Raw genomic sequence first — 22,329 nt, 5'->3', positions numbered from 1 at the left:
CGGGCAACGATTACAAGCCAAGGTTACAGGCAAAATTGTCGAATTAACCCAGTAACGGTGTGGATTGCCGGGTCAATTTGGCTAATGGCGATAAATTCGTTGGGCTGGTGAGCTTGGTCGATGCTGCCCGGCCCCATAACGATGGTCTCGTGGCCTAATTGCTGTAAAAATGGTGCCTCTGTGGCGAAAGCCACGGCCTCGGCGTTGAATCCAGTGAGCTTTTCCGCCGCTGCCACCAGGGCCGAGTTCTGGGCCTGTTCGTACGCCGGAACACCGGGGAAGAGACTTTCAAATTGTATGGCCATACCTGAGGCCTGTTGCAACTTGCCAAGGCGGGTTTCGATTAAACCGCGCAATTGCACCAAATCCATACCGGGCAGGGGCCTCAGGTCGAAGTGCAATTCGCAGTGGCCGCAAATTCGATTGGGGTTGTCACCACCATGGATGTAACCCGGGTTCAGCGTGGGGTAGTTTATTTCGAACAGCGGGTTTTGATACTGCCGTTGCAGTTCTCCTCTAAACGCCAATAGTTCCGCCAGCACCAGGTGCATGTCTTCCAGTGCGTTGCGGCCAAGGCTGGGGTTGGATGAATGCCCGGCTTGGCCGGTGATGCGAATGGCCTCCATCATAATGCCTTTATGGGCGCGAACGGGACGCAGGCTGGTGGGCTCGCCAATTACGGCGTAACGGCCCTTGGGGCGGCCCTGCTCCACCAGTGCGCGGGCGCCGCACATGGAAGATTCTTCGTCGGCGGTGGCCAAAATCATCAATGGAGCGGTTAATTGCTCGGACTTAAACTGCGCCGCAGCCGCCAGTGCCACCGGGAAAAAACCTTTCATATCGGTGGCACCTAAGCCGTACCAGCACTCGTTGTGCTCTTTCAATTGGAATGGATCTTGTTGCCATTTTTCGGCGTTGTAGGGCACTGTGTCGGTGTGGCCGGCCAGTACCAAGCCGCCGGAGCCCTGGCCCAGGGTGGCCAATAGGTTAGCTTTGTTGGTTTGCTCTTCGATGGGCAAAATTTCGCAACGAAAGCCCAGATCCTCCAACCAATTGGCCAGTAGGTCGATGACGCCACGGTTGCTTTGATCCAGGCTGGGCAGGGCGCTGGAGACCGATTGGCAGGCGACCAGCTGGCTGAGCTGATGTTTAACGGTGGCGAGTGTGGGACGTGTCATGTTTCGGCCTGGCGCGATAGCTATAAAGGGTGATTGTGGAGCGATTATGATTTTCTAACTAGCTTGTATATAAGCACGGAAAGGCGCTTTTTGCCAAAGTTAAATCCGGCTGAGAAAGGCTTGAAAAGATCTAGGCGGAGCGCCCGTTAGCGGCTTTGATGGCTAGCTTGAGTTGCTCGATAAAAGCGTCCATTGCGAGCCCGGCCCCAGGCTCTAACAATTGGCTTTGCTGGCAGCCGTGATTACGCAGTTGGGTCAAGCCGTTGGGGGTTCTGGTATGAATCACAATACCCAATCGATTGCACAAATCGCACAGGCTAGAGAGTTGCAGTTGGCTGGCGCGGTGGTTGGTACCGTAATCCAACAATACTGGGTTTATCTCCACCGCGGCGATGGGCAGCTGGGTGATTTTTTGCAGCGGTAAATGCGCACCGGAGAACTCCGTTAAAGTGAGCTGCACTCCCAGTCGGTTTAGCTGTAAAAAGATAGGTAACAGGCTGCCAAAATAGTCGTTTGCGGCTTGCTCGGAAATCTCGAACTGCAGCCAGCGAGTAGGTACATTGTAGCGACGTATCACAGTGGCTACGTCTTGGCTGAAGCCGGGCTGTAATAGCTGAAAAGCCTGCCATTGAAAGATGAGTTTTAAATTTGTCAACTCCGGCAGGTGTTGATGCAAGCTTTGCAATGCCTGGCAGATTAACTCCAGTGACAGCAAATTAAACGGTTTTATTAAACGGCTGCGCTCCATGGCTTTAATAAAATTGGGCTGTTGAATGGTGCCCCAATTGTTGTGCTGCCAGCTGAGCATGGCTTGCACCACCACGTAGTTAGCCCCATTGCTTATATCGGTCGATGACAGTTGCAAGTCAAACTGTTCATCGGCGATGGCGGTTTCTAGGTCAACTAAAAGATTTCGGTTGCTGGTGGCTTTTTGATTCATGGCTTTATCAAAAAACACAAACGGTAACTCTTTATTATCTTTGGCGTTGTACAACGCTAAATCGGCATTTTTGATAAGCTCGTGGCTGTTGGCTGCATCGGTTGGAAACAGAGCGATGCCGATGCTGGTAGAAAGGCTCACCTCATGGCCGTCCAGGACGGTGGGCTCGCGTACTATTTCGCCAATCCGCTGGGCGATAATCTCTAGGGCGCCGAGTTCTTCAAACTCAGGGATCATAACGTTAAATTCGTCGCCCCCAATTCTTGCAACGGTGGCCGACTCGCGCAGCAATTTTTGCAGCCGCTCGGCAATGGCCTTTAGTACGATGTCGCCGGCATCGTGGCCGAGGGTGTCGTTAATTTGTTTAAAGCCGTTTAAATCCAACGCAAATAACGCGAAAGCGGTCTGCGCGCGGCGGTTTAATCGAATGTGTTGTTCTAGGGTATCGTTAAAATATCGCCGGTTGGGCAGCCCGGTTAGCGCATCGTGATAGGCCATGCGCTCAATGGCCTCCTGATTAGAACGCTGTTGCGTGATGTCAGTAAAGATGCCCACAAAGCCGTGTACGTGCTCTTGGTTGTCGTACTCTGGCATTAAATTGCACAGTACCCAGGTGGCATCGTGGTGGCCGTCCAGCGGCTTGGCTTGGCCACTGTTTAAGTTCTGTTTTATCAGTTTAAATTCTTCTCTCAACCCCAAGCGGTTGGCTTTGCTGGCCTGCCACTTAAGCTCTATTGTCTCGCGGCTGTTTTCTGCCACCAAGCTCAGCCAAGATAAGCGATCAAGGTGTGAATCATCGGCACCGGTTAATTGAAACCAGGTTTCGTTGGCATAGCGTATAACGCCGCGCTCGCAGGTGCGGAAAATACCCACCGGCGCGAGCTTGGCGAGGGTTTGAAAACGGTTTTCACTGGCGTAAAAGTTTTGTTCTGTTTCGGCCTGGTCGGTGCAATCGCGCACAGTGATGATTAATTTTCGGTGGCCGAAATGATGGCTAATGGCAAACCGAATTTGCACCGGCACCACCTGCCCTGCGTGGTTTTTAATCTGTGTTGCCAAGGCTGGAATGCGGTTGCTAGGGTTTGCCGATGAGGTTTTTTGATGTTCCGGCCGTGGCTGCAATTCTTCTATCAATTGCTGTAGCTGTGTGCGTAACTCCTGCCGCTGCCATTGATGGTGGCTGGTAAAAATGTCGTTAACTTGTTTGGTAATGGCAGTTGCGTCATCGTGTAAACCAAAGAAATGTTTGGCCGCACCATTGGCCATATCCAAATGGCCATCGGAGGCTACCACTAAAATAGCATCGGTGGCGTTTTCAATAATTTGTGCAAACTGCGCCAAAGACGTGTCTTTTTGTTGCGACTCATGACGAAAGTTGGTGGCGATACGTTTAAGCCAGTTTTCTTTGATAACGTTTTTAGTGACATCGCGGACGACGATTTCACACAACCGGCGATCTTTACTCTCAATGGGCCGGATAGCGATACTCTGTTGTAGTAAGTGCTCGCCTTCATTAATGGCGTTGGGGTCGTACAGCGGCAGTGGGGATGCGTCTAGCGTATTAGACAACTTTTTGGGTAAGCCCTGGTGCAGTGCATCGTTGCAGCATTCGAGCAAAAAAGAATTTTTAAGTGTAGGGAATATCGACCCAATGGGTTGATTTATAAGCGCCGCCACTGGCACCGCGCAACGGTTACTCAGCCACGCGTTTACGTGCACCAGGCGTAAATCCTGATCCAGTAATAAAACGCCAATATCCAGGGAATCCAGAACGGCTTTGTAAGTTGCTTCGTTGGGCATTATCTCTAATTTACATCAGTAAACGTTAACCCTTTGCCAGCGGTTAATGCGGGTGGTCAATGTTGGCCGCCAATGCATTTAATTGTAGTACGAAGATTGACGTCACAAGGTTAAGGAATTCGTCGATATTTTGTCGCTGTTCACACTTTTACAAAATAAGTTACGTCAAGTGATGGCGTTCAGGCTTTAGTAGCGGGGCCTTTATTATGAAAATTGGCCGAAATTCGCTGCAAGCTAGCGTGTTTCGTTCTATAGAAAAATGCGCCAATATTTGGTTGGTGGCACCTGTAATGGTAAGTCGCCGGTGGTGTGCAACAACTACGGTTCGCGGCGCTTATGGCGGGTACCACACGCAGGCGTTTCAGGCAGATAAAATACCACAGAGTTTTGATTGTTTAATGTGCAGTATTGATGTGCAAGAGCGCAGCAGTGGTGTGATTCGGCGTTATCCTAAAGCCGGGGTGCTGTACTGGATAATTTGCTTAACCGCGTGGCAGGATTACACTCTTTAATTAAGGCAACGCTGATGTGTTGCCCATTTGTTGTACAACCCTGATTTTTAGGAGCTAGTTTTGGCTGATCGACGCATCGAATTGCGCACCTGCTTAGACGATTTAGTGGCCGACGGCCGCTTGGATCAAGGCGACGCCAACCTCTTGGCCGGTTCGCCACGTACGCGGGAACAAGCCCTTATGCACCCGCTGGCGTTTATCGCCAGCCAGGATCTGGACGACCAGGCGAACCCTGGGCGTAAACTCAGCCACGAAAACCTAGCCCAGTGGCTGGCGGAAAAAGCTGACTTGCCATTGTTCCATATCGACCCGTTAAAAATTGAAGTTGCCAAGGTGACTTCGGTGATGTCCTACGGGTTTGCTAAGCGCCACGATATCCTGTGCGTCGGGGTGGACGCTGATATGGTCACCATTGCCACCGGCCAACCCTTTACCGAAGAGTGGATTCCGCAACTGGAACACGTAAGCCGGCGCAAGGTGCATAAGGTGGTGGCTAACCCGGCTGATATTGCCCGCTACATGGTGGAGTTCTACAGCCTAAGCAATTCCATTTCCGGTGCTAAAGGCCTTAGCGGCGGCTCATCGGTGACTAACTTTGAGCAATTGTTAGAGCTGGGCAGCGCCAAAGATCCCGAAGCAAACGACCAACACATCGTTAATATTGTCGATTGGCTGTTGCAATACGCCTTCGATCAGCGCGCCAGCGATATCCATATCGAGCCGCGCCGCTTGCAAGGCAAAGTGCGCTTTCGTATCGATGGTATTTTGCATCAGGTGTACGAATTACCCGCAGCGATCAACACTGCTGTGGTCAGCCGGTTAAAGGTATTGTCGCGGATGAACGTGGCCGAGAAGCGTAAGCCCCAAGATGGCCGTATTAAAACCAAGCGCAGCGATGGCTCAGAGGTAGAGTTACGACTATCCACCTTGCCCACTGCTTTTGGTGAAAAGCTGGTCATGCGGATCTTTGACCCAGAAGTGCTGTTGCGCAGCTTCAGTGACTTAGGCTTGGTGGGCGATGACCTCGCCCTGTGGCAGAAAATGACCCGCAATCCCCACGGTATTATTTTAGTCACCGGCCCCACCGGCTCTGGCAAAACCACCACACTGTATTCGTCACTTAAGCAACTGGCCACGCCGGAGGTCAACGTCTCCACCATAGAAGATCCTATAGAAATGGTTGAGGAGAGCTTTAACCAAACCCAGGTTAACCCGCAGATCGAATTTGACTTTGCCTCGGGTATTCGCACTCTTATGCGGCAAGACCCAGACATTATCATGGTGGGCGAGATTCGCGATCTGGAAACCGCGCAAATGGCAGTGCAGGCGGCACTGACTGGGCATTTGGTGTTATCCACATTGCACACCAATGACGCGCCCTCGGCCATCAGCCGGTTGTTGGATTTGGGCGTGCCCAGTTTTTTGATCAAAAACACCGTGCTTGGCGTGATGGCCCAGCGCTTAGTGCGTACCCTATGCCCGCACTGTAAGGGAGAGGGCGAAATCTCGCCCAGCGATTGGCATGCATTGGTAGCCCCATGGAAGGCGCCGTTGCCGAAGAAAGTGCTGCAGGCTGAGGGTTGTCTAGAATGCCGCAACACCGGCTATTTGGGCCGCCAGGGTTTGTATGAGATTCTGCCCGTTACCCAGGCCGTGGCTAAGCACATAAAAGACGACGCCGATATTACCCAGATGAGGCACGCCGCCATGCGCGAGGGTATGCGTACCTTAAGGTTGTCCGGTGCTCAGAAAATAGCCGCCGGCCTGACGACGATGGAAGAAGTGCTGCGAGTGGCGCCGCCTATCGAACAATAGGCGCTGTGCTCGAACCTCTACCACAGCCACGACCGTAAATTACCGCAATTATAATAAGCCGCACAGCGGCAGGTGCTGCATGACTGAACTCGCTTTTACCCGAAGCCAAGCTGACGCCTTGGCGGATGACCTGTGCGATAACATTCGCCAACGCCACGGCGATAGTTACCCAGAGCTGCCCACTGTCTTAACCGGTGCAACCCGGGCACAGCTGGCGGTGACCCTCGCGGGCAGCCAATACGCCTACGAACAATTCCTTGTACATCCCCAGTGGCTGCTGGCCCAAATTCAGCGCCACACTGCGCTGCCGTCACTGTCGTATTACCAAAGCGTGTTACGCGAGGGGGTAGCGGCTATTGACGGCCAGCTACCCAATACGCAACAAATCCAACTCCTCGACCGGTTATTACGCCGACACCGCAATCAAGCCATGTTGGCCATTGTGTGGGCTGAGCTCAATCAATTGGCGCCGGTGGAGATCATTACCGAGCATCTATCCGCCTTGGCTGAGGCTTCGATCCAGGTTGCTATGGACAGCCACTATGGTTGGTTGACCGCGCTAATGGGCGAGCCGGTGGGGGAGGACACCGGTCAGGTGCAGCCGATGTTGGTGTTGGGCATGGGCAAATTAGGGGCTTGGGAGCTGAATTTATCCTCTGATATCGACTTAATATTTGCCTACCCAGAGCGTGGTAACACTCGGCCTGTGGCCGACAGCAAAAGCCGAAAGAGTGTGTCTAACCAGGAGTTCTTCCAGCGTTTGGGCCAGCGAGTGATTAAAAGTTTGGATGCACAAACCGCCGATGGCTTTGTGTTCCGCACCGACATGCGCCTGCGGCCCTACGGCCAAAGTGGCCCGCTGGCCGCCAATTTTGGCTTTTTAGAGGAGTACTACCAAAACCAGGGCCGGGAGTGGGAACGCTACGCCATGATTAAAGCCCGCGTGGTGGCCTGCTCTGAGATGACTTGCTCTGAAGTAGTAAGTCTGGATAGGCGCTACTGCCAATCCGCCGCCAACGAACTAATGCAGTTGCTGCGCCCCTTTAGCTACCGCCGCTACGTGGATTTCTCGGTTATCAATGCCCTGCGGGATATGAAAGCCCTGATCAACCGCGAGGTTAAACTGCGCAATAAAACCCAGGATGTGAAATTGGGCCGGGGTGGTATCCGCGAGGTGGAATTTATCGCCCAGGCGTTCCAGTTGGTGCGCGGCGGCCGCGAGCCTGTGCTACAGGAACGTCGGTTGTTAAAAGTGCTGCCTACGCTGGTGCATCTGGGAGTAATGCCCGACGCTACCGCCGATGCTCTGGCCCAGGGGTATCGCTTTCTGCGCCGGGTGGAGCACGCGCTACAGGCCTGGCAAGACCGGCAAACCCAAGCTCTGCCAACGGATGCGCAACAGCAAGCCCGGTTGGCCTTTGTGCTGGGCTTTGAAAGCTGGCCGGCGTGCTTTGACCATTTAGAATCAGTACGTGCCGTAGTGGACAGTGAATTCCAGGCCGTGGTGGGTGATAGCCAGCAACACCAAGCCGAAACCCGAGAAATGCCCATGGCGCTGTGGGTGGGCATAACCCAAAGTCAGCTCAGCACCGAGGAAGCGTTAGAAATCTGCGTCGACCTCGGCCTGCAGTCGGCCGAAACTGTGCTCACCCAGCTTAACCATTTTGCTAGCAATCGTCTGTTCAACGGCCTGCCCGCTAGCAGCCGAACCAAGCTGGATCAACTGATGGCATTGTTGCTACAGCAGCTAACGGATCTGGATTGGCAGTCTTTAGCCTGGCCAGATCTGCCCGCCCAACTGGACCACGCCCAGTTGCTAGCGCGCACCTTGCCCTTGCTGGAAAACATCGCTCGTCGCTCGGCCTATCTAGTGCTTTTACTGGAAAACCCCACCGTATTGCCGCACCTGTTGCGCTTATTTACCGCCAGCGCTTGGATTGCCGAACAAATTACCGCCCACCCGGCGTTGTTGGAAGAACTGCTGGACACCCACAACCTGCACACGGTGCCGGAGCCCGAGCTATTACGAGCCGAGTTGGAGCAGGCTTTGGCGGCAATTCCGGCAGATGACCTAGAGCAACAAATGGATACGTTGCGCTATTTTCGCCGAGCCCACGGCCTGCGGGTGGCTGCCTGCGAGGTAAGCGGCACCTTGCCCTTGATGAAAGTCAGTGATTACTTAACCTGGGTGGCGGAAGAAATTGTGCGCCAGGTGTTGGCAATTGCCTGGGCCGATATGGTGGGCAAGTACGGCTGGCCTGGCGACAGCCAAGGCATCCGCCACGATAAGGGATTTATCATTGTCGCCTACGGCAAGGCTGGCGGTCTGGAAATGGCCCACGGCTCAGATTTGGATTTGGTGTTTATTCATGATTGCGAAGCCACGGGCTCCACTGACGGTGATAAATCAGACGGCAGCAAATCGATAGACACACAAACCTTTTACACCCGTTTAGGGCAAAAAATCATTCACATCCTCAACACCCGCACCAACGCTGGACGATTGTACGAGGTGGATATGCGCCTGCGGCCCTCGGGAAACTCAGGCCTGTTGGTGACCAGCATTGCTGCGTTTGAAAAATACCAATGCGAACAGGCTTGGACCTGGGAACACCAGGCGCTGTTGCGGGCGCGGCCGGTGGCCGGCAGCGAGTCTCTGGTCGACAGGTTCAGCCAACTGCGCCGTTCAGTGCTTTGCCGTCAACGGGATCGCACCGATCTACGCCAGCAGGTAGTGGATATGCGCAATAAAATGCTCGATCATTTGGGCAGCAAAGCCCATCAGGCGCAGTTCAACCTTAAGCAAGATCGCGGCGGCATTGTTGATATTGAATTTATGGTGCAGTACGCCGCTTTGGCCTGGGCCGTAGAATATCCAGAGTTGGTGGTTTACTCCGATAACATTCGTATTTTGGCCGCCTTACAGCAAGCCGGCTTGATAACCGAGCAGGAGGAAGGTGTACTGGCGGAGGCTTACAAAGCCTACCGTGCTGCGGGCCACCGTTTGGCATTGCAACAACAAGACGCAGTGCTGCCGGCCGATGCGTTGACGCAACACCGACAGCAGGTTGAGGGTATGTGGCGGCGTTTAATGGAGGGATAGAGATCGTGCGCGGCCGGCTGGCCGGCACGTTTTGCGAATTGGTTTTTTGGTGTAATTATTGGGGCCTTCTAGCTGCAAAGTGCGCTGTTAAACACTCACCAGCCAGCCGTGCTTATCTTCCGCTCGGCCCCACTGGATGTCGTTCAAGGCTTTGCGCAGGCCACTGGTGAGTGGGCCGGCTTTGCCGCTGCCCACCGAGTATTCTTTACCCTTGTGTACCAGGGTTCCCACCGGGGTAAGTACCGCCGCCGTGCCCGACAACGCCGCCTCGCACTGGGGTTTTTGGCTGCGCTCTAGCAGTTCTTCTACGCTCAAACTGCGCTCTTCAACCGTCATGCCTAGATCGCGGGCCAGGGTGAGTATGGAATCACGGGTTATGCCATGCAAAAAGCTGCTGTCCAAGGATTTGGTGATCAGAGTATCGCCATCGATGAGCAAAAAGTTAGCCGCGCCGGTTTCTTGCACATCGCCGCCGGGGCAAAACAGAATTTGATCAACCTTGTGTTCTTTTTTGGCGGTCAGTGTGGGGAGTAGGGCGCTGGCATAGTTGCCACCACTTTTAATGCGGCCCATATGCGGGGCGCAGCGTATGCCGTCTTCTTCCAGCAATAAACGCAACGTAGTATCTGCGCCGCCGGAGAAGTAATCACCTACCGGCGACAACAACACATATTGCACAGAGGTGGCAGAAGGCCCCGCTGCCTTACCAATGGCCGGCTCGGTGCCAATGTGGGTTGGGCGTATATAAAGTGAGCCCGGTACTTCCGGCGCTTGGTCGGCAAATCGGCGCACCGTCATGGTGATCATTTGCTCGGTTTGCGCGCTATCGATTTCGGGTAAAGCCAGCATGTGTGAGCTTTGGGCAAAGCGCGCAATATTGGCGTTCATGCGGAAAATCTTAACGCTGCCGTCACCGTGGCGGAACGCCTTTAAGCCCTCAAAACAGGTGCTGGAATAATGCAGCACGTGGGCCCCAGGGTGCAGGCTGATGCTATCACTGGCGACCAATTTGGGTTCACTCCAATGCTCGCCATTAAATTCAGATAGAGCCATTTCTGGCATAAATACGCTACCAAAGGCAGTCATAGAGCGAAACCTCAAAAAACGGGGGCTAAAAACCACGGAGGGCGAATTGTAATTACCCTGTTAGCAAATTGGAATAGTCCCCCGGCTTGAGGTCGGTATGCTTGTTTACGTCTTATGTTTACGTCTTATAGAACTAGCGCCTCTGCCCAATGTGGCAAATAGCCTCGGTAGGCAGTGGCCAATGGAGGGGCCAGTTGGCGAGGGATGGGACGAAAAGCAAAGAGACTCAATTTTTATTCCAATATTGTTAAACGAGGTGGATGTGGAGTCTTTTACAAGCCAAGCGCTCAACGACTCAATTAACGGTGGAGTTTGCAGCGCAGTTCGGTATCATGCATACAAACAACCGGTTGTTTGTGGGTGCAGTCTGACGGGCTGTAGCCTGTGACTATTGCCTAACAGACACCGCTTAGTTAGCAATCATCTGGGCATTCTCTTTAGGCCTGCTGGTTTGATCCCTTTTGGGGCGCTCTTCGCCGACCCGGTGGAGAACTGATAAAACGCTGAGGTATTTCGTGCGCGTTCTCATCTTTAACACCGGCAATTTGGCCGATGTCATGCAAATGCTACCGGCATTTACCGATGCCAAATACTCGCACGCCAATATGGTGTTCGATGTGATAGTCGATGAGCGCTGGGCCGAGGTGCCGCAGTGGCACCCCGCCGTAGGCCACGTATTTACCATTCCTAGCCACAGCTGGCAGCGCGGATTTATCTCGTTATTCGCCTCCGAAGACGTAAAGCGGTTAAAAAAACAGTTGCGCAAATACAGCTACGACTGGGTCATCGATCTTTACGGTGGCTGGTCTTCGGCTTGGTTTGCTCGCACAGTGCAATGTGCCTGTGCCGGCTTTAGTAAAGTAGATCAAAAAAAGCGTTCCTCTTCCGTCCTATACAACCACCGCCAGCCTGAAGCACAAAACCTCCACCGGGTGGAGCAAATCCGCCGCCTGTTAGCCCATTGCCTGCACTACGCCGTTCCCAAAAGCGCAAACCCCAAAAACGCCAGCGGCCAAATCGACGTCGATTACGGTATAGAGCCCAGCCGGTTCTGTGCTCAAAGTGCCTCCCAGCAGGCCATCACTTTGATGTTAGGGGCCAAAGAAACCCGCCTACGTTTGGATGTGGAGCACGCTAAGCAACTGGTGCAGCGGCTGTGTGCAATGGGCCGCCCGGTGCGCTTGTTGTGGCGCGACCGCGTCTCCGGGGATTACCTGCGCAGCTTAGCGGAGGGTACCGATGCCGAACTGATGCCCAACCTTAAAATTTCTGGTATCGCTTCGGTGTTGATGGACAGTTGCTCTGTGGTGAGCGTTGATAACGGCCTCTCACACATGGCAGCGGCCTTAAAGGTGCCCATGGTGCGCCTGCACAGCGAACACACGCCTGACTGCAAAACCGCCTATGGCGGCCAGCAATTGGTGCTCGCTCAAACCGATAACCAATGCCCGCCGGCGCAATTGCTCTCGGCATTGGAGCGGTTAATGGCTACAATGCCCGCCGTAGCGAACGAACTTTACCAAAAACCAGAAGCGGCAGGCGTTTCCAGGGTGTATTAAATACGCAGCATCAGGCTGTAAGCCCTGTTAGTCCATAAATTACTGTATGAGCAAACATTCTGAAAACCAGGCCTCAGAGTCTGGTTTAGTCGTTTATAAACGACTATTGGGGTACCTAAAATCTTATAAAGTACAGTTTGCGATCTCCATCGCCGGCTTTTTAGTGTACAGCCTAACTCAAGCCTCTTTTGGCTACATCATCGAACAATTTATCAAAGCGCTGCGCATGCCGGAGTCCACCAGCCTGTTATACGTGCCTATTTTGGTGGTGGTATTGGCCTTTGCCCGGGGAGCCAGCTTTTTTGTGGCCAATTTCGCCATGAGCAAAGTGAGCCTGGGCATCATCAACGATTTGCGCAAGCAGGTATTTGATAAAATGCTCTACTTGCCCAGCCAATACTACGATTCGCGTAACTCCGCCGAGCTGGTTTCGCTGATTACCTTTAACATCAATCAAGTCAGTAATTCTGCCTCCACGGCGGTGAAAACCGTGTTCCGTGAGGGCTTCACGGTGTTGGCCCTGTTGGCGTATCTGTTTTATCAAAACTGGCAACTGACGGCGATTTTTCTGTTAGTTGCGCCGTTTATGGCCGGTATTGTGGCCTTGGCCAGCCGCCAGTTCAGCAAACTCAGCAAACGCATTCAAGACAGCATGGGTAACTTGGCCCATATCACCAACGAATCCGTTAACGGTTATCGCTTGGTGCGCGGCTACGGCGGAGAGGGCTACGAACGCCAGCGTTTCAACCAGGCCAGCGAGCGCAACACCAAGCAAGGTATCCGCTTTAACTTTATCCATTCTCTGCAGACACCGGTGTTGCAATTTATTTTGTCGGTGGCGTTGGCCTTGGTGATGTTGTTAGTGCTCAATATGGAAGGGGCGCCGGAAGAACACGTGGCTTACATTGTGATGGCTGGCCTGCTGGCCCGTCCTATTCGGGCGTTAACTCAAATTAGTGGGCAAATTCAAAAAGGCGTTGCCGCTGCCCAAAGTGTGTTTGAAGTTATTGATATCCCCTCGGAGCAAGATGAGGGCAGCTACACGGTAGCGCGGGCTGGGGGCACGATTGCCATTAACGCGCTGAGCTTTCGCTACACCGCCATAGACTCACAGGTGCTGCGCAACATTAACTTGCACATCCCACGCGGCCAAAGCGTGGCCTTGGTGGGCCGCTCTGGCAGTGGCAAAACCACACTGGCGTCCCTTATCAGCCGTTTTTACGAGCCTAGTGAAGGCAGCATCACCTTGGATGGTGTCGCGCTCAGTGAGTACAAGCAAAGTAATCTGCGCCAGCAAATTGCCTTAGTTAGTCAAAACATCACGCTATTCAATTGCACGGTGGCAGAGAACATTGCCTATGGCCATTTAGCCGATGCCAGTATGGAGGCCATCCGCGCGGCGGCCAAAGCGGCCCACGCGTTGGACTTTATCGAGCAGCTGCCAGAGGGGTTTAACACCATTATCGGCGAAGATGGCACGCGGCTATCCGGCGGTCAGCGCCAGCGTTTGGCCATTGCACGGGCGCTGTTAAAGGATGCGCCGGTGTTGATTTTAGATGAGGCCACCTCGGCTCTGGATACCGAATCCGAGCGCAAAATCCAAGCGGCGTTAACCGAGCTGATGAAAAACCGCACCACCATCGTTATTGCCCATCGCCTTTCCACCATCGAAAATGCCGATACCATTGTGGTGATGGATAACGGTGAAATTATTGAACAGGGCAGTCACGAGCAATTGTTAGCAGCCAATGGCATGTACGCCGGATTGCACACGTCACAGGCCTTAATACAAGACGACCAAGGTTAATGCGAGGCCTGTACAACGCGCTGTGGCTGGTGGCTTTGCCGTTTATTTGTTTGCGATTGCTGTTACGCTCGCGTAAGCAGCCGGCCTATCGCCAACGCATGGCCGAGCGTTTTAGTTTTTACAGCCGGGCAGCGCTAGCGCACAGGGCCAGCAGCCAGCAGCCATTAATTTGGTTGCACGCGGTTTCTGTGGGTGAGTTTTTGGCGGCGCTGCCGTTGATTGAGCATCTACTGGCCCGAGGCGACTGCCGACTGCTTATTACCACCACCACCCCTACCGGTTCCGCCCAGGTGCAGGCCAAGCTCGGCGCGCGCGTGCAGCACGTGTACGCACCCTACGACCTCCCAATTATTGTTAAGCGTTTTTTAAAGCAATACCAGCCGCGATTGTTGTTGGTGATGGAGACAGAGCTTTGGCCCAACATTTTGCGGGCCTGCCGCCAGCGCAATTTGGCGACGGTGTTGGTAAATGGTCGTATGTCGGCGCGCTCTGCCAGAGGCTATCGCCGGCTTGGCAGCCTCTCTCGCAGTATGTTGGCCGATGTTTCCCAGGCCCTGGTGCAATACAACGCCGATGGCAAACGGCTGGTAGATTTGGGTTTGCCCCAGGAGCGGTTGCAAGTCTGTGGCAGTGTTAAATTTGATATCGCCATAAGCGAAAGCTTGCGAGTTGAGACTCAAACCCTGCGTAATCAATGGCCCCATCCTTTGGTGTGGGTGGCGGCCTCTACTCATCCCGGAGAAGAACAACAAATCGTCGCCGCCCACAAACAATTGCAGCAGCAAGTGCCCGGCGCTTTGTTGGTGTTGGTGCCGCGCCACCCAGAGCGCAGCACCGAGGTATTGGCCCTATGCCAAAACATGGCCGTGGTTACCCGCAGCAGTAACAGCGCGGTAACCGCCGCTACCGATGTGTTATTGGTGGATACTCTGGGCGAGCTGATGCTGTTTTACGGCGCCGCAGATATTGCCTTTGTGGGCGGCAGCTTGGTGGCCCACGGTGGCCACAATTTGGTGGAGCCAGCGGTGTGGGGCAAGCCCGTGCTCAGCGGCCCCCACGTATTTAACTTTGCCACCATGGCAGAGGAAATGACCGCCGCCCAGGCGCTGACCACCGTAGCCGATGATGATGCCCTGGCTGCGGCTATTGCCCATTGGCAAGCCCAGCCAGAGGCAGCACAGGCCCAGGGCAACCGGGGCTTACAATTTGCCGAAGCTAATCGAGGCGCACTGCAGCGCGTATTAATGGCGCTGGCACCTTACCTGCCGGATACGGTATAGCTCAACGAGCAGTAAAACTGAAAAGAAATGGCGGTAGCCGCAATGCTGGAAATTGCGGCTTGCTGAGGAGTCAATGGCGTGCCCTGTTGGGGTGTCTTAGCGAGGCGAGCTGTATTACAGGGGCGGCGAGTCTTGCGGGGGCGGATAGTCTTCAGGTGCTTCCCAGTTGTAACTGGCCAGTTCGTCTCGAGATTGGTAGGCCCAGGGGTGTGAATCTTCCCACTTGGCGGCCAACTGTTCAGCCTCTTTTATCTGCTCCGGCGTTAGCTCAAACTCTTCAACAACGGAATTCAAAAAAAACTCAGCAGTGGCCACGCCATTTTCGCCAATGCCAATGTGGCTTACTTTAATGCGGTCTAGCGCCAGCCGTTGCCATTTGTAAGCTTCTAAGGGGTTAACCTCAACACCTTCGCCGCGTTTATAACGCCTTGATAAAAAGGACTGAGCGTCTGGGTCTCCCTGTTCCGCTGCAATAAAAAACCACTCTGCAGATTTTCCCCAATCCAAGGGAAATTCTGGGTTTTCACCGTGGTAATGCAATAGTGCGGCAATACTCTGGGCATGGACGTAACCGCCGTCCAAGGCTTGCCTTAGCCAATAGGCTGCTTTAGCAGGATCTTCCAGCTCGTGCGGGCCGGATTCATAAGGATCAAAAAAAATAAACAAGTCAAAAGCGGCATCGGTATAGCCTTGTTCTGCTAAACCTTTGAGCAAGGGCAGGGCTTCGCTGTAACGCTCCCCGGCCAGTAAGTGGTGTATTTTCGCGTACAGCGGTCTAACGTCAGGGGTATGGTAGGCCAGTTTCAAAGTGTCTCTTGCATTGGCGTATTGTTTTGCCTCGTCTGCAAGCTCGGTCAATGGCCGCTGAATTTTGGTTCTCTGGCCTGGTCGCTGGTAAATTTCAACGCTGGTATTGGCCGGAGTTATCTCGCTCTCTTGTCTGCTGTCGCACCCGGCCAATAGGGCCGGTAAGCATATGGCCACAAGCAGAAGTTTGCACGGCGTTAGGGCGCATGTAATAAAAGACTTGCCGAATCGAGAGCTATTTTTTATTTGGGTCATGCGTGTATCCGGCTGTGGGTTTGCGCCAGTAGGTCGCAGGTTTTTCGGTAGGAGTTATTCAATTGCTGCTCTATGGTTTGTTGCCCAGGTGGCAACGGTTTGGCGTAGACGGTATCCAGACAAGGCTCCCAAAATCCGTAGTCAATCTTGGTGGTTTTTAGGCTATGAGCGTTGGCGTAGAGCCAAGCCATCTCAGCTTCGTCGGCAGCGTTTACTCGGATGTAGCCGTCGGGGATTTCAAATGGGCTATGCCTGGCAATACGCCTACAGCTTTCAACCCTGGGTGCTTTTGAGGTGGGCAATAGTAGGTCAGAGTTTTTGGCTACGTAGAGTAATTCGCCGGATTGAGCACCCTCCCAAACCCGGGTTAGGTTTGTGGCCAGCCTTTGCATATGGCTATTTATGGTGGGGGCGAGCTCATTTTGCTTGGTTATAATAACCCCCGAATCCCTAATTATGTCTCCTATTTCATCCTTCAATTTGACCTTTGCGCCTATATCCTGCCCTTGGTAGAACGATAAAAAAGTACTCTCAATCAAGTCGTAGTAACTAGAACGGGTAAACTTAAACTGTGATTCAGAAACGGAATCGACTAAAACATTTTTATATGTTTGGTAGGTGTCGCCGAGCATATCCTGGGCATCTTGTCGTTTTTTGACAAAATGATTCTTGTATTGCTTTTGCGCAGTGGCGACGATCCACAAGGGTAAGGCAGCTTTGCCGGCGATAAAGGCCACGGCTGGCATGAGGTTTTGCCCAGCTTCTAAACCAAAATTGAACCAAAGTGCTGCCTTTAGCAGGTTATTATTTTCTGGCAATTTAGGGAGCGTTGCTTGGTTTATGCAGGCGCGGGTTACCTCGCCCCATAGGCTAATTTGATCTTCTACCGCGTCTAAAACGATCCCTGGTGTGATTTCCATTGCAAGTCCTTTTATGGGTATAGTATGTGGGCATTCGAACCCAATGACACGATGCATGCTTTTTGGCAGATTAGCCCGCTACTATAGCTCGTAACTTTAACCCACAAATACCGTGATTATTCTCTATTTAACCGCCCAAAGTATTAATACTTTATTAGAGGTATCTTTCTGGGATCATAAAATAAATCAGTCAAAAGCATGCGAAAAACTACCGAGTTTGCGAATTGGATCACAGAGCGGTCGGAGTGGGCCGTTATTCAAATTGTAGATACACCACAGATAAATGACGCGGATAAATGTGCGTTAGGTATCCATTAGCGAGTAATCGTAATATTGCCTACCGTTAGACCCGCGTAATTGCGATGCCACTTTATTGGCGTGCTTAATGCCTGCCCAAGCGGTTACTCGGCCTCGGTTAAGGCAGTAGGATGAGGTGATGGGGTAAATGTTCTCGCTGGAATCGCGTTCTAACAAATTTCCGAGTATTACGTTAATTGGTACTGGCCAGCTTTTCTCCACCTCAGAAAGATTAGTGTCGTTATTTGTTTCGGTTAGTGTAACGCACAGCAATTGCTGTTGGTTTATTTTGGCACTTTGCCTTACCCAGTCTTGATGGCGAAAATAAATATGTTCCAATTGTTGGTCGCTAATGGCTCTATTGAATTCGCCAAACACGCGTTGCCAACAGCGCCAAAATAAGGGGGGTAAACGATTACGGGGTTGCGCCGCCAGTTGCTCAATTAAAAAACGGATAGACACCAACCATCGCGGCAGCGGCCGGTGCAAATACAACCAGAGGTCCGGTGACCAAACCTGATTGAGCTCATTAAAATCGGCGTAGGCGGGGCTGTCGGCAATAACCGTAGCGGCCTCACAGCTGGCTTGGCTGTAAGCGGTGTGGGCCACCCGGTAATTCAAATCCAATAGCTCGCGGCACAGTGTAGTGGTACCCGTGCGCGGTAAGCTCACCACTAGAATTTTTTTTGGCAGCGCCATTGTGAATAAGGCTATTTAGTTTCGTACATCAAGTATTGGTTTTCTTCCATGCCCAGTGCCTGATAGGTTTTTTGGGCGGTGGTGTTTTCTTTTTCAACGTACAGCCGCAGGCCGCACACATCGCCTTGTTCTTCGGCCAGTTGCTGTACTTCGCGGTACAGCTTTGAATAAATTCCCTGGCGGCGAAATTGGGGAGCAACGTACACGCTTTGTATCCACCAAAAGCGCGCTGCTCGCCAATCGCTCCATTCTTCGGTAACCATTAAGCTGCCAGCAATTCGGTTATTTTGTTCAGCCAATAAATAAAACCCCATACTGGGGGTGGCGATTAATTGGCTAACACCTTTTTGCAAAACGGTTTCATTCAGCGATTTGTTTTCGGTTTCTTGTGCCATGGCTTGGTTAAAAGCCACCAGCGTGTCGATATCGTGTGCGGCGCCTTTGCGAATTAATAGGCTCATTAGCGGAGTTCCTTTTGGCAATACGATTGCAGTTGTTGGCTAAACCCTTTTAGCAGTTCTGGTTGTAGCGTCCAGGTGTGCCAGTACAGGTCCACGGTAATGGGGCGCTTTGGGTCTAGCTTAATTAGGGTGCCGTTGGCTAAATGGGTTTCGCATTGTAGCTCAGGCACAATGCCCCAGGCTAAGCCTCGCAGAATAAAATCCAGGTAGCTTTCGGTGGAGGGAATCTGGTGAAACGGGTAGGAGGTAGGGGCCACTTTCCAATACTTAGCCAGGTAATTACTTTGTAATTGATCTTTAGGGCTGTAATGCAGGGCTGGCGCTTGTAAAAACGCCTGCTTGCTGGGGCCTTTGGCAAAATAGCTGTCGCGAAACGCCGGCGTACACACGCAGTGGTATTTCATGCCGCCCAGCTTGATGCTGTCGCAACCGCCGGGGGCTTGTTGCTCGGCACTGATGGCGCCAGTGACCTCGCCGGCCTGTAACAAACGCAGGGTTTGATCTTGGTCGTCCACGCGCAGCTCTAGGAGCACATGAGCGTTTTTAACAAAATCCGCCACGGCAGGGAAAAACCACGTGCTTAGGCTGTCAGCATTGATGGCGATGGGTAGGGTTTGCGTGTTGAGGTCTTCGCTGTCGAATACTTCGGCCTCCAGTAGGGCGGCCTGGCGGTAGAAGTGCATTAGCCGTTTGCCCAGCGCCGTGGGCTGAGGCGGAGAGTTGCGGATCAGTAGCGGCTGGCCCACCTGCTGCTCCAGCTGCTTGATGCGCTGAGATACCGCCGGTTGGGAGATAAACAGCTGCTGCGCGGCGGTTTCGAAGCTCTCGGTTTCGATGACTTTAGCTAGGGCTTGTAAATGACGACTTAAAAGCTTCATAAGAAAAACTTATGATGTATGAAAATAATTAGATTGATTGATGTTGGGATTCTCCTAAACTTGGCGCGGTCTGGTCAAGGGCGTTGTGCTCTTCCAGAGCTTTTCCCAGTTATCTAAATGTCTTCTCGTTCAAGGATTTCTATCATGAGTTGGTTGCCTGTGGTGCAGGGTTATACGCTAACCCTTGGCTTAATTATGGCCATTGGGGCGCAAAATGCCCTATTGCTGGCGCAGAGTATTCGCAATCAGCACCAGTGGTTAATGGCCGGTATTTGCATCGCCTTGGATATTATCTTGGTGGCCTGTGGCGTGTTTGGCCTTGGCTTACTGATTGAAAATAACCCGGAATTTGTGGTGTGGTTTAAGTGGGGTGGGGCCGGCTTTTTGTTGTGGTATGGCTGGCAATCGTTTCGCCAAATCAACGAAGACCAATCACTTAAAATGTCCAAGCAGGTGGTCACCACTCGCCGGTCGATTATTTTGGCGACCTTAGCTGTCAGCTTGTTAAATCCCCATGTGTACTTGGATACCGTTGTGTTGATTGGCTCTGTGGGCGCGCAAATGCCAACGGATCAGCGTGGCTGGTTTGTAGTCGGTACGGCAGCGGCGTCTTGTACGTGGTTTATTTCCCTGTGCGTGGCGGGCCGGCTTTTGCAGCCGTTATTTAACCGGGCGATTGCCTGGAAGATTTTGCACTCGGTGGTGGGTGTCACCATGTGGGCCATAGCGCTCAGCTTGGTATTGCTGTAGCGCTTGGCCCAATGGGTTGATACTTTGGGATTAACTTTTAGTAGAGGTAGGCCGCGCCCATAGAGTCGGTTGCGGCGTTGTCTTGCTGGTTACCGCTTACGCCACTGGCGGAGCTGTCTTCCCCGGTGGCGCCAACAATGAGAGTGTTGCCGTCTGCACTAACTGCTAGCGCAATGCCAAAATTGTCGCCGGCGTCTGTGTTGGGTGCTTTGATGTATCGGTTTCGGCCCCATACGCCATCGTCTCGGGTATAGCTGTACACGGCACCCGCGTCAGGCGCTGAACCGTCTCGGCTATTGCCATCAAAACCCACGGCGTTGCTCTGCTCACCGTAGCTGCTAATCATCAATTGGTTGCCGTCGTAGCTCAGGCTTGGCAAACCGTAACCAACGGCGAAATTTGAATTAACCGGCGTGAGTGCCGCTTGTTCACTCCACTGGCCTTCGTTACTCACGTAGACATAGGCGCTACCGGTATCGGCCGACAGTGGGGCGCCAACGGCAAGGGTAGTGCCGTCGCCGCTCAGAGACACTAATCCAAAGTGCTCACCACTTTCTACGCTACTCGCTTTGATGTAGGCCTGCTGCGACCAGGCGCCATTGGCGTGGGTAAAAATATAAACCGCACCTGAGTCGATGGCGTCTTGGTTGTTTTCATCGCCGTTAATGGTATTAGCGCCACTGTCATCCTGTGGAGCGCCCAATGCCAAGGTAGTGCCCTCGTAGTTTAGTGCAAGGTAGTCGCCAATATTGTCTGGGGTGCCGTAAGCGGAATTGGCGCCGAATACCACGTCTTGAGTCTGCCATTCGCTACCGGTGTATTGGTAGGTAAAGGCAGCGCCTTTCATGCCTACGGCAATCACGGTTCCGTCGCCACTGATGGCTAAAGACTCGCCAAAGTTTTTGAACAGGTTGTAGGTTTCCAGACCTTCGGTATCGCCCTCATAGAGTTCAGCCAAATAATTGATTTGCGCTTGGGTTTCGACCTGGGGTTTAAGGTAGGCCGTTGGTTCCCAATTGCCGCCGCTGATTTCAAACACATACACAGCGCCAATTGAACCGACATAGTTCGGGTCACTTTGGGGAGTGATCGTCTGTGCAGTGTCACTGGTGCCAGCAAACGTGCTGTTTTCACCAATAGCAGCGATGGCCATGGTTCTGCCGTTATCACTGATTACGGCGCGGTATCCGAATGCTGCGTTTACGTGATAGTTCGGTGCGGTCAGCATGGTCTGTTGCTGCCATTGACCGTTCACCAGGGCGAACACAAACGCTGCGCCTTCGGCGCCATTTTCAATGAGTTTTTGGTCGGCTCCAACGACAGCAATAGTGCCGTCCGCGCTGATACCCACTGAGCGGCCAAAAAACTCATCGCCGTCGTTCAAATCTGGTTGGCCTTTTAGGTAACCGATGGAGGGCGTTAAATCCTGGTCTACTAAAAACGCTTCTGAGTCGGCACACACGGAGTCGACACAGGTTTGCAGTTTGTAAAGGGCATTCACATCGCGCCACAGCGGAACATTGATGGTGACGCTGGTTTCGCTGGCATCGATATTATCGCCATAGCGGAGATATTCTCCGGTGGTTTTCTGCTGACGTAGCAACCGGTAGTGGGTTGCTTGCTCGGCGGCGGGCCACTCGAAGGTAAAGTTTTTAATGGCGCTAACCGTTAAGCTGAAAGATGTGGGCACTGGGCTAAATACCGCAGTCACCTCACAGCTGGCGGTAACGGCACCGGTGGTGTAGGTGGTATCTGTCAGCGTGCCGCCACAACCTTCGACGCTTTCAAACACAAAGCCACTGGCTGGGGTCAGGTCGATGGTGACGGTTTCACCACTTTCCACTTGGGTGGTTTGGCTCCCCAGTGCCACGGCGCTGTTAGGCGTTATGGTAGTGGTTACGGTGATGCCATTAGTTGAGCCGGAGCCGGAGCCGGAGCCAGAACCAGAACCAGAGCCGGAACCGCCGCCTCCACCACCACCGCCGCCACAGGCGCTGAGCATTAAACAAAGCACAGCGGCTGTGCAGTTACGAGTAGACAACGAAAATTCCGAAGGCATGTATGAGCGTCCTGGATATAAGGCTTTAATAATGTTTAGTTTTTTTAAGACTTGTAAAGCGCCTACAGTGTAAGGCTTTGGGCGCCGGTTACAACACCAGTGCTAGGATCATTTAAGTAAAAA

Annotated in this window: 16 protein-coding genes; 7 read left to right on the top strand and 9 right to left on the bottom strand. The window is 52.9% G+C overall.

Features of this window, described 5'->3' with window-relative positions; all coding sequences use genetic code 11:
- Positions 1-23 precede the first annotated feature (23 nt).
- On the bottom strand, positions 24-1,178 hold the full coding sequence (gene argE / locus ACGHM3_RS21655) for an acetylornithine deacetylase (protein WP_345420885.1): 1,155 nt from the start codon (positions 1,176-1,178) through the stop codon (positions 24-26).
- Positions 1,179-1,308: 130 nt separating this feature from the next.
- The gene (locus ACGHM3_RS21650; RefSeq protein ID WP_345420891.1) at positions 1,309-3,918 is read right to left on the bottom strand and encodes a diguanylate cyclase domain-containing protein; all 2,610 of its coding nucleotides are present in this window, start codon (positions 3,916-3,918) and stop codon (positions 1,309-1,311) included.
- Between the two features lie 206 nt (positions 3,919-4,124).
- Between ACGHM3_RS21650 and ACGHM3_RS21645 the strand changes: the two genes are divergently transcribed.
- The 3 genes from ACGHM3_RS21645 to glnE all read left to right on the top strand — a co-directional run bounded on the left by ACGHM3_RS21645 (position 4,125) and on the right by glnE (position 9,348).
- Entirely contained in the window at positions 4,125-4,430 is a 306-nt protein-coding gene (locus tag ACGHM3_RS21645) for a hypothetical protein (RefSeq protein ID WP_345420897.1), read from the top strand.
- Between the two features lie 60 nt (positions 4,431-4,490).
- Positions 4,491-6,245 (top strand): GspE/PulE family protein, encoded by a 1,755-nt coding sequence (locus tag ACGHM3_RS21640; protein ID WP_345420901.1) that lies wholly within the window; start codon positions 4,491-4,493, stop codon positions 6,243-6,245.
- A gap of 79 nt (positions 6,246-6,324) precedes the next feature.
- A complete protein-coding gene (gene glnE, locus ACGHM3_RS21635) occupies positions 6,325-9,348 on the top strand; it encodes a bifunctional [glutamate--ammonia ligase]-adenylyl-L-tyrosine phosphorylase/[glutamate--ammonia-ligase] adenylyltransferase (RefSeq protein ID WP_345420905.1) in 3,024 nt (1,007 codons plus the stop codon).
- A gap of 87 nt (positions 9,349-9,435) precedes the next feature.
- Here glnE and ACGHM3_RS21630 read toward each other — a convergent pair whose 3' ends face one another.
- Positions 9,436-10,434, bottom strand: a complete 999-nt coding sequence (locus ACGHM3_RS21630) for a branched-chain amino acid aminotransferase (RefSeq protein ID WP_345420908.1) — start codon at positions 10,432-10,434, stop codon at positions 9,436-9,438.
- A 515-nt stretch (positions 10,435-10,949) separates the two neighbouring features.
- Here ACGHM3_RS21630 and ACGHM3_RS21625 point away from each other — a divergent pair.
- Genes ACGHM3_RS21625 through waaA form a run of 3 tightly spaced genes read left to right on the top strand, consistent with a single transcriptional unit; the run spans position 10,950 to position 15,080 of the window.
- Positions 10,950-11,993, top strand: coding sequence for a glycosyltransferase family 9 protein (locus ACGHM3_RS21625; protein WP_345420911.1), 1,044 nt, complete (start codon positions 10,950-10,952; stop codon positions 11,991-11,993).
- Positions 11,994-12,039: 46 nt separating this feature from the next.
- Entirely contained in the window at positions 12,040-13,800 is a 1,761-nt protein-coding gene (gene msbA, locus ACGHM3_RS21620) for a lipid A export permease/ATP-binding protein MsbA (protein ID WP_345420914.1), read from the top strand.
- Positions 13,800-15,080 (top strand): lipid IV(A) 3-deoxy-D-manno-octulosonic acid transferase, encoded by a 1,281-nt coding sequence (gene waaA, locus ACGHM3_RS21615; RefSeq protein WP_345420917.1) that lies wholly within the window; start codon positions 13,800-13,802, stop codon positions 15,078-15,080. Before msbA ends, waaA begins: the two co-directional genes overlap by 1 nt.
- Positions 15,081-15,194: 114 nt before the next feature.
- Here waaA and ACGHM3_RS21610 read toward each other — a convergent pair whose 3' ends face one another.
- From ACGHM3_RS21610 to ACGHM3_RS21590, 5 genes are all read right to left on the bottom strand, one after another.
- Positions 15,195-16,142, bottom strand: a complete 948-nt coding sequence (locus tag ACGHM3_RS21610; protein WP_345420920.1) for a tetratricopeptide repeat protein — start codon at positions 16,140-16,142, stop codon at positions 15,195-15,197.
- Positions 16,139-17,062: a hypothetical protein gene (locus tag ACGHM3_RS21605; protein WP_345420923.1), complete on the bottom strand. Its 924-nt coding sequence runs from the start codon at positions 17,060-17,062 to the stop codon at positions 16,139-16,141. Before ACGHM3_RS21605 ends, ACGHM3_RS21610 begins: the two co-directional genes overlap by 4 nt.
- 303 nt (positions 17,063-17,365) lie before the next feature.
- Entirely contained in the window at positions 17,366-18,058 is a 693-nt protein-coding gene (locus ACGHM3_RS21600; protein ID WP_345420926.1) for a sulfotransferase, read from the bottom strand.
- Positions 18,059-18,069: 11 nt separating this feature from the next.
- The gene (locus ACGHM3_RS21595; protein WP_345420929.1) at positions 18,070-18,519 is read right to left on the bottom strand and encodes a GNAT family N-acetyltransferase; all 450 of its coding nucleotides are present in this window, start codon (positions 18,517-18,519) and stop codon (positions 18,070-18,072) included.
- Positions 18,519-19,397 carry a LysR family transcriptional regulator ArgP gene (locus tag ACGHM3_RS21590; protein WP_345420931.1) on the bottom strand — a complete coding sequence of 293 codons (879 nt, stop codon included), beginning with the start codon at positions 19,395-19,397 and terminating at the stop codon, positions 18,519-18,521. The genes ACGHM3_RS21595 and ACGHM3_RS21590 overlap by 1 nt, the downstream gene beginning before the upstream one ends.
- Before the next feature lie 144 nt (positions 19,398-19,541).
- Here ACGHM3_RS21590 and ACGHM3_RS21585 point away from each other — a divergent pair, with 144 nt between their 5' ends.
- On the top strand, positions 19,542-20,147 hold the full coding sequence (locus ACGHM3_RS21585) for a LysE/ArgO family amino acid transporter (protein ID WP_345420934.1): 606 nt from the start codon (positions 19,542-19,544) through the stop codon (positions 20,145-20,147).
- Positions 20,148-20,184: 37 nt separating this feature from the next.
- Here ACGHM3_RS21585 and ACGHM3_RS21580 read toward each other — a convergent pair whose 3' ends face one another.
- Positions 20,185-22,206: an FG-GAP repeat protein gene (locus tag ACGHM3_RS21580; RefSeq protein WP_345420937.1), complete on the bottom strand. Its 2,022-nt coding sequence runs from the start codon at positions 22,204-22,206 to the stop codon at positions 20,185-20,187.
- Positions 22,207-22,329 lie beyond the last annotated feature (123 nt).

Origin of the sequence: Halioxenophilus aromaticivorans (assembly GCF_042850945.1) — a bacterium.
Classification (GTDB): Bacteria; Pseudomonadota; Gammaproteobacteria; order Pseudomonadales; family Cellvibrionaceae; genus Halioxenophilus; species Halioxenophilus aromaticivorans.
Note: the sequence above shows the minus strand (reverse complement) of the source record. Positions and strands in the feature narration are given on the sequence as shown.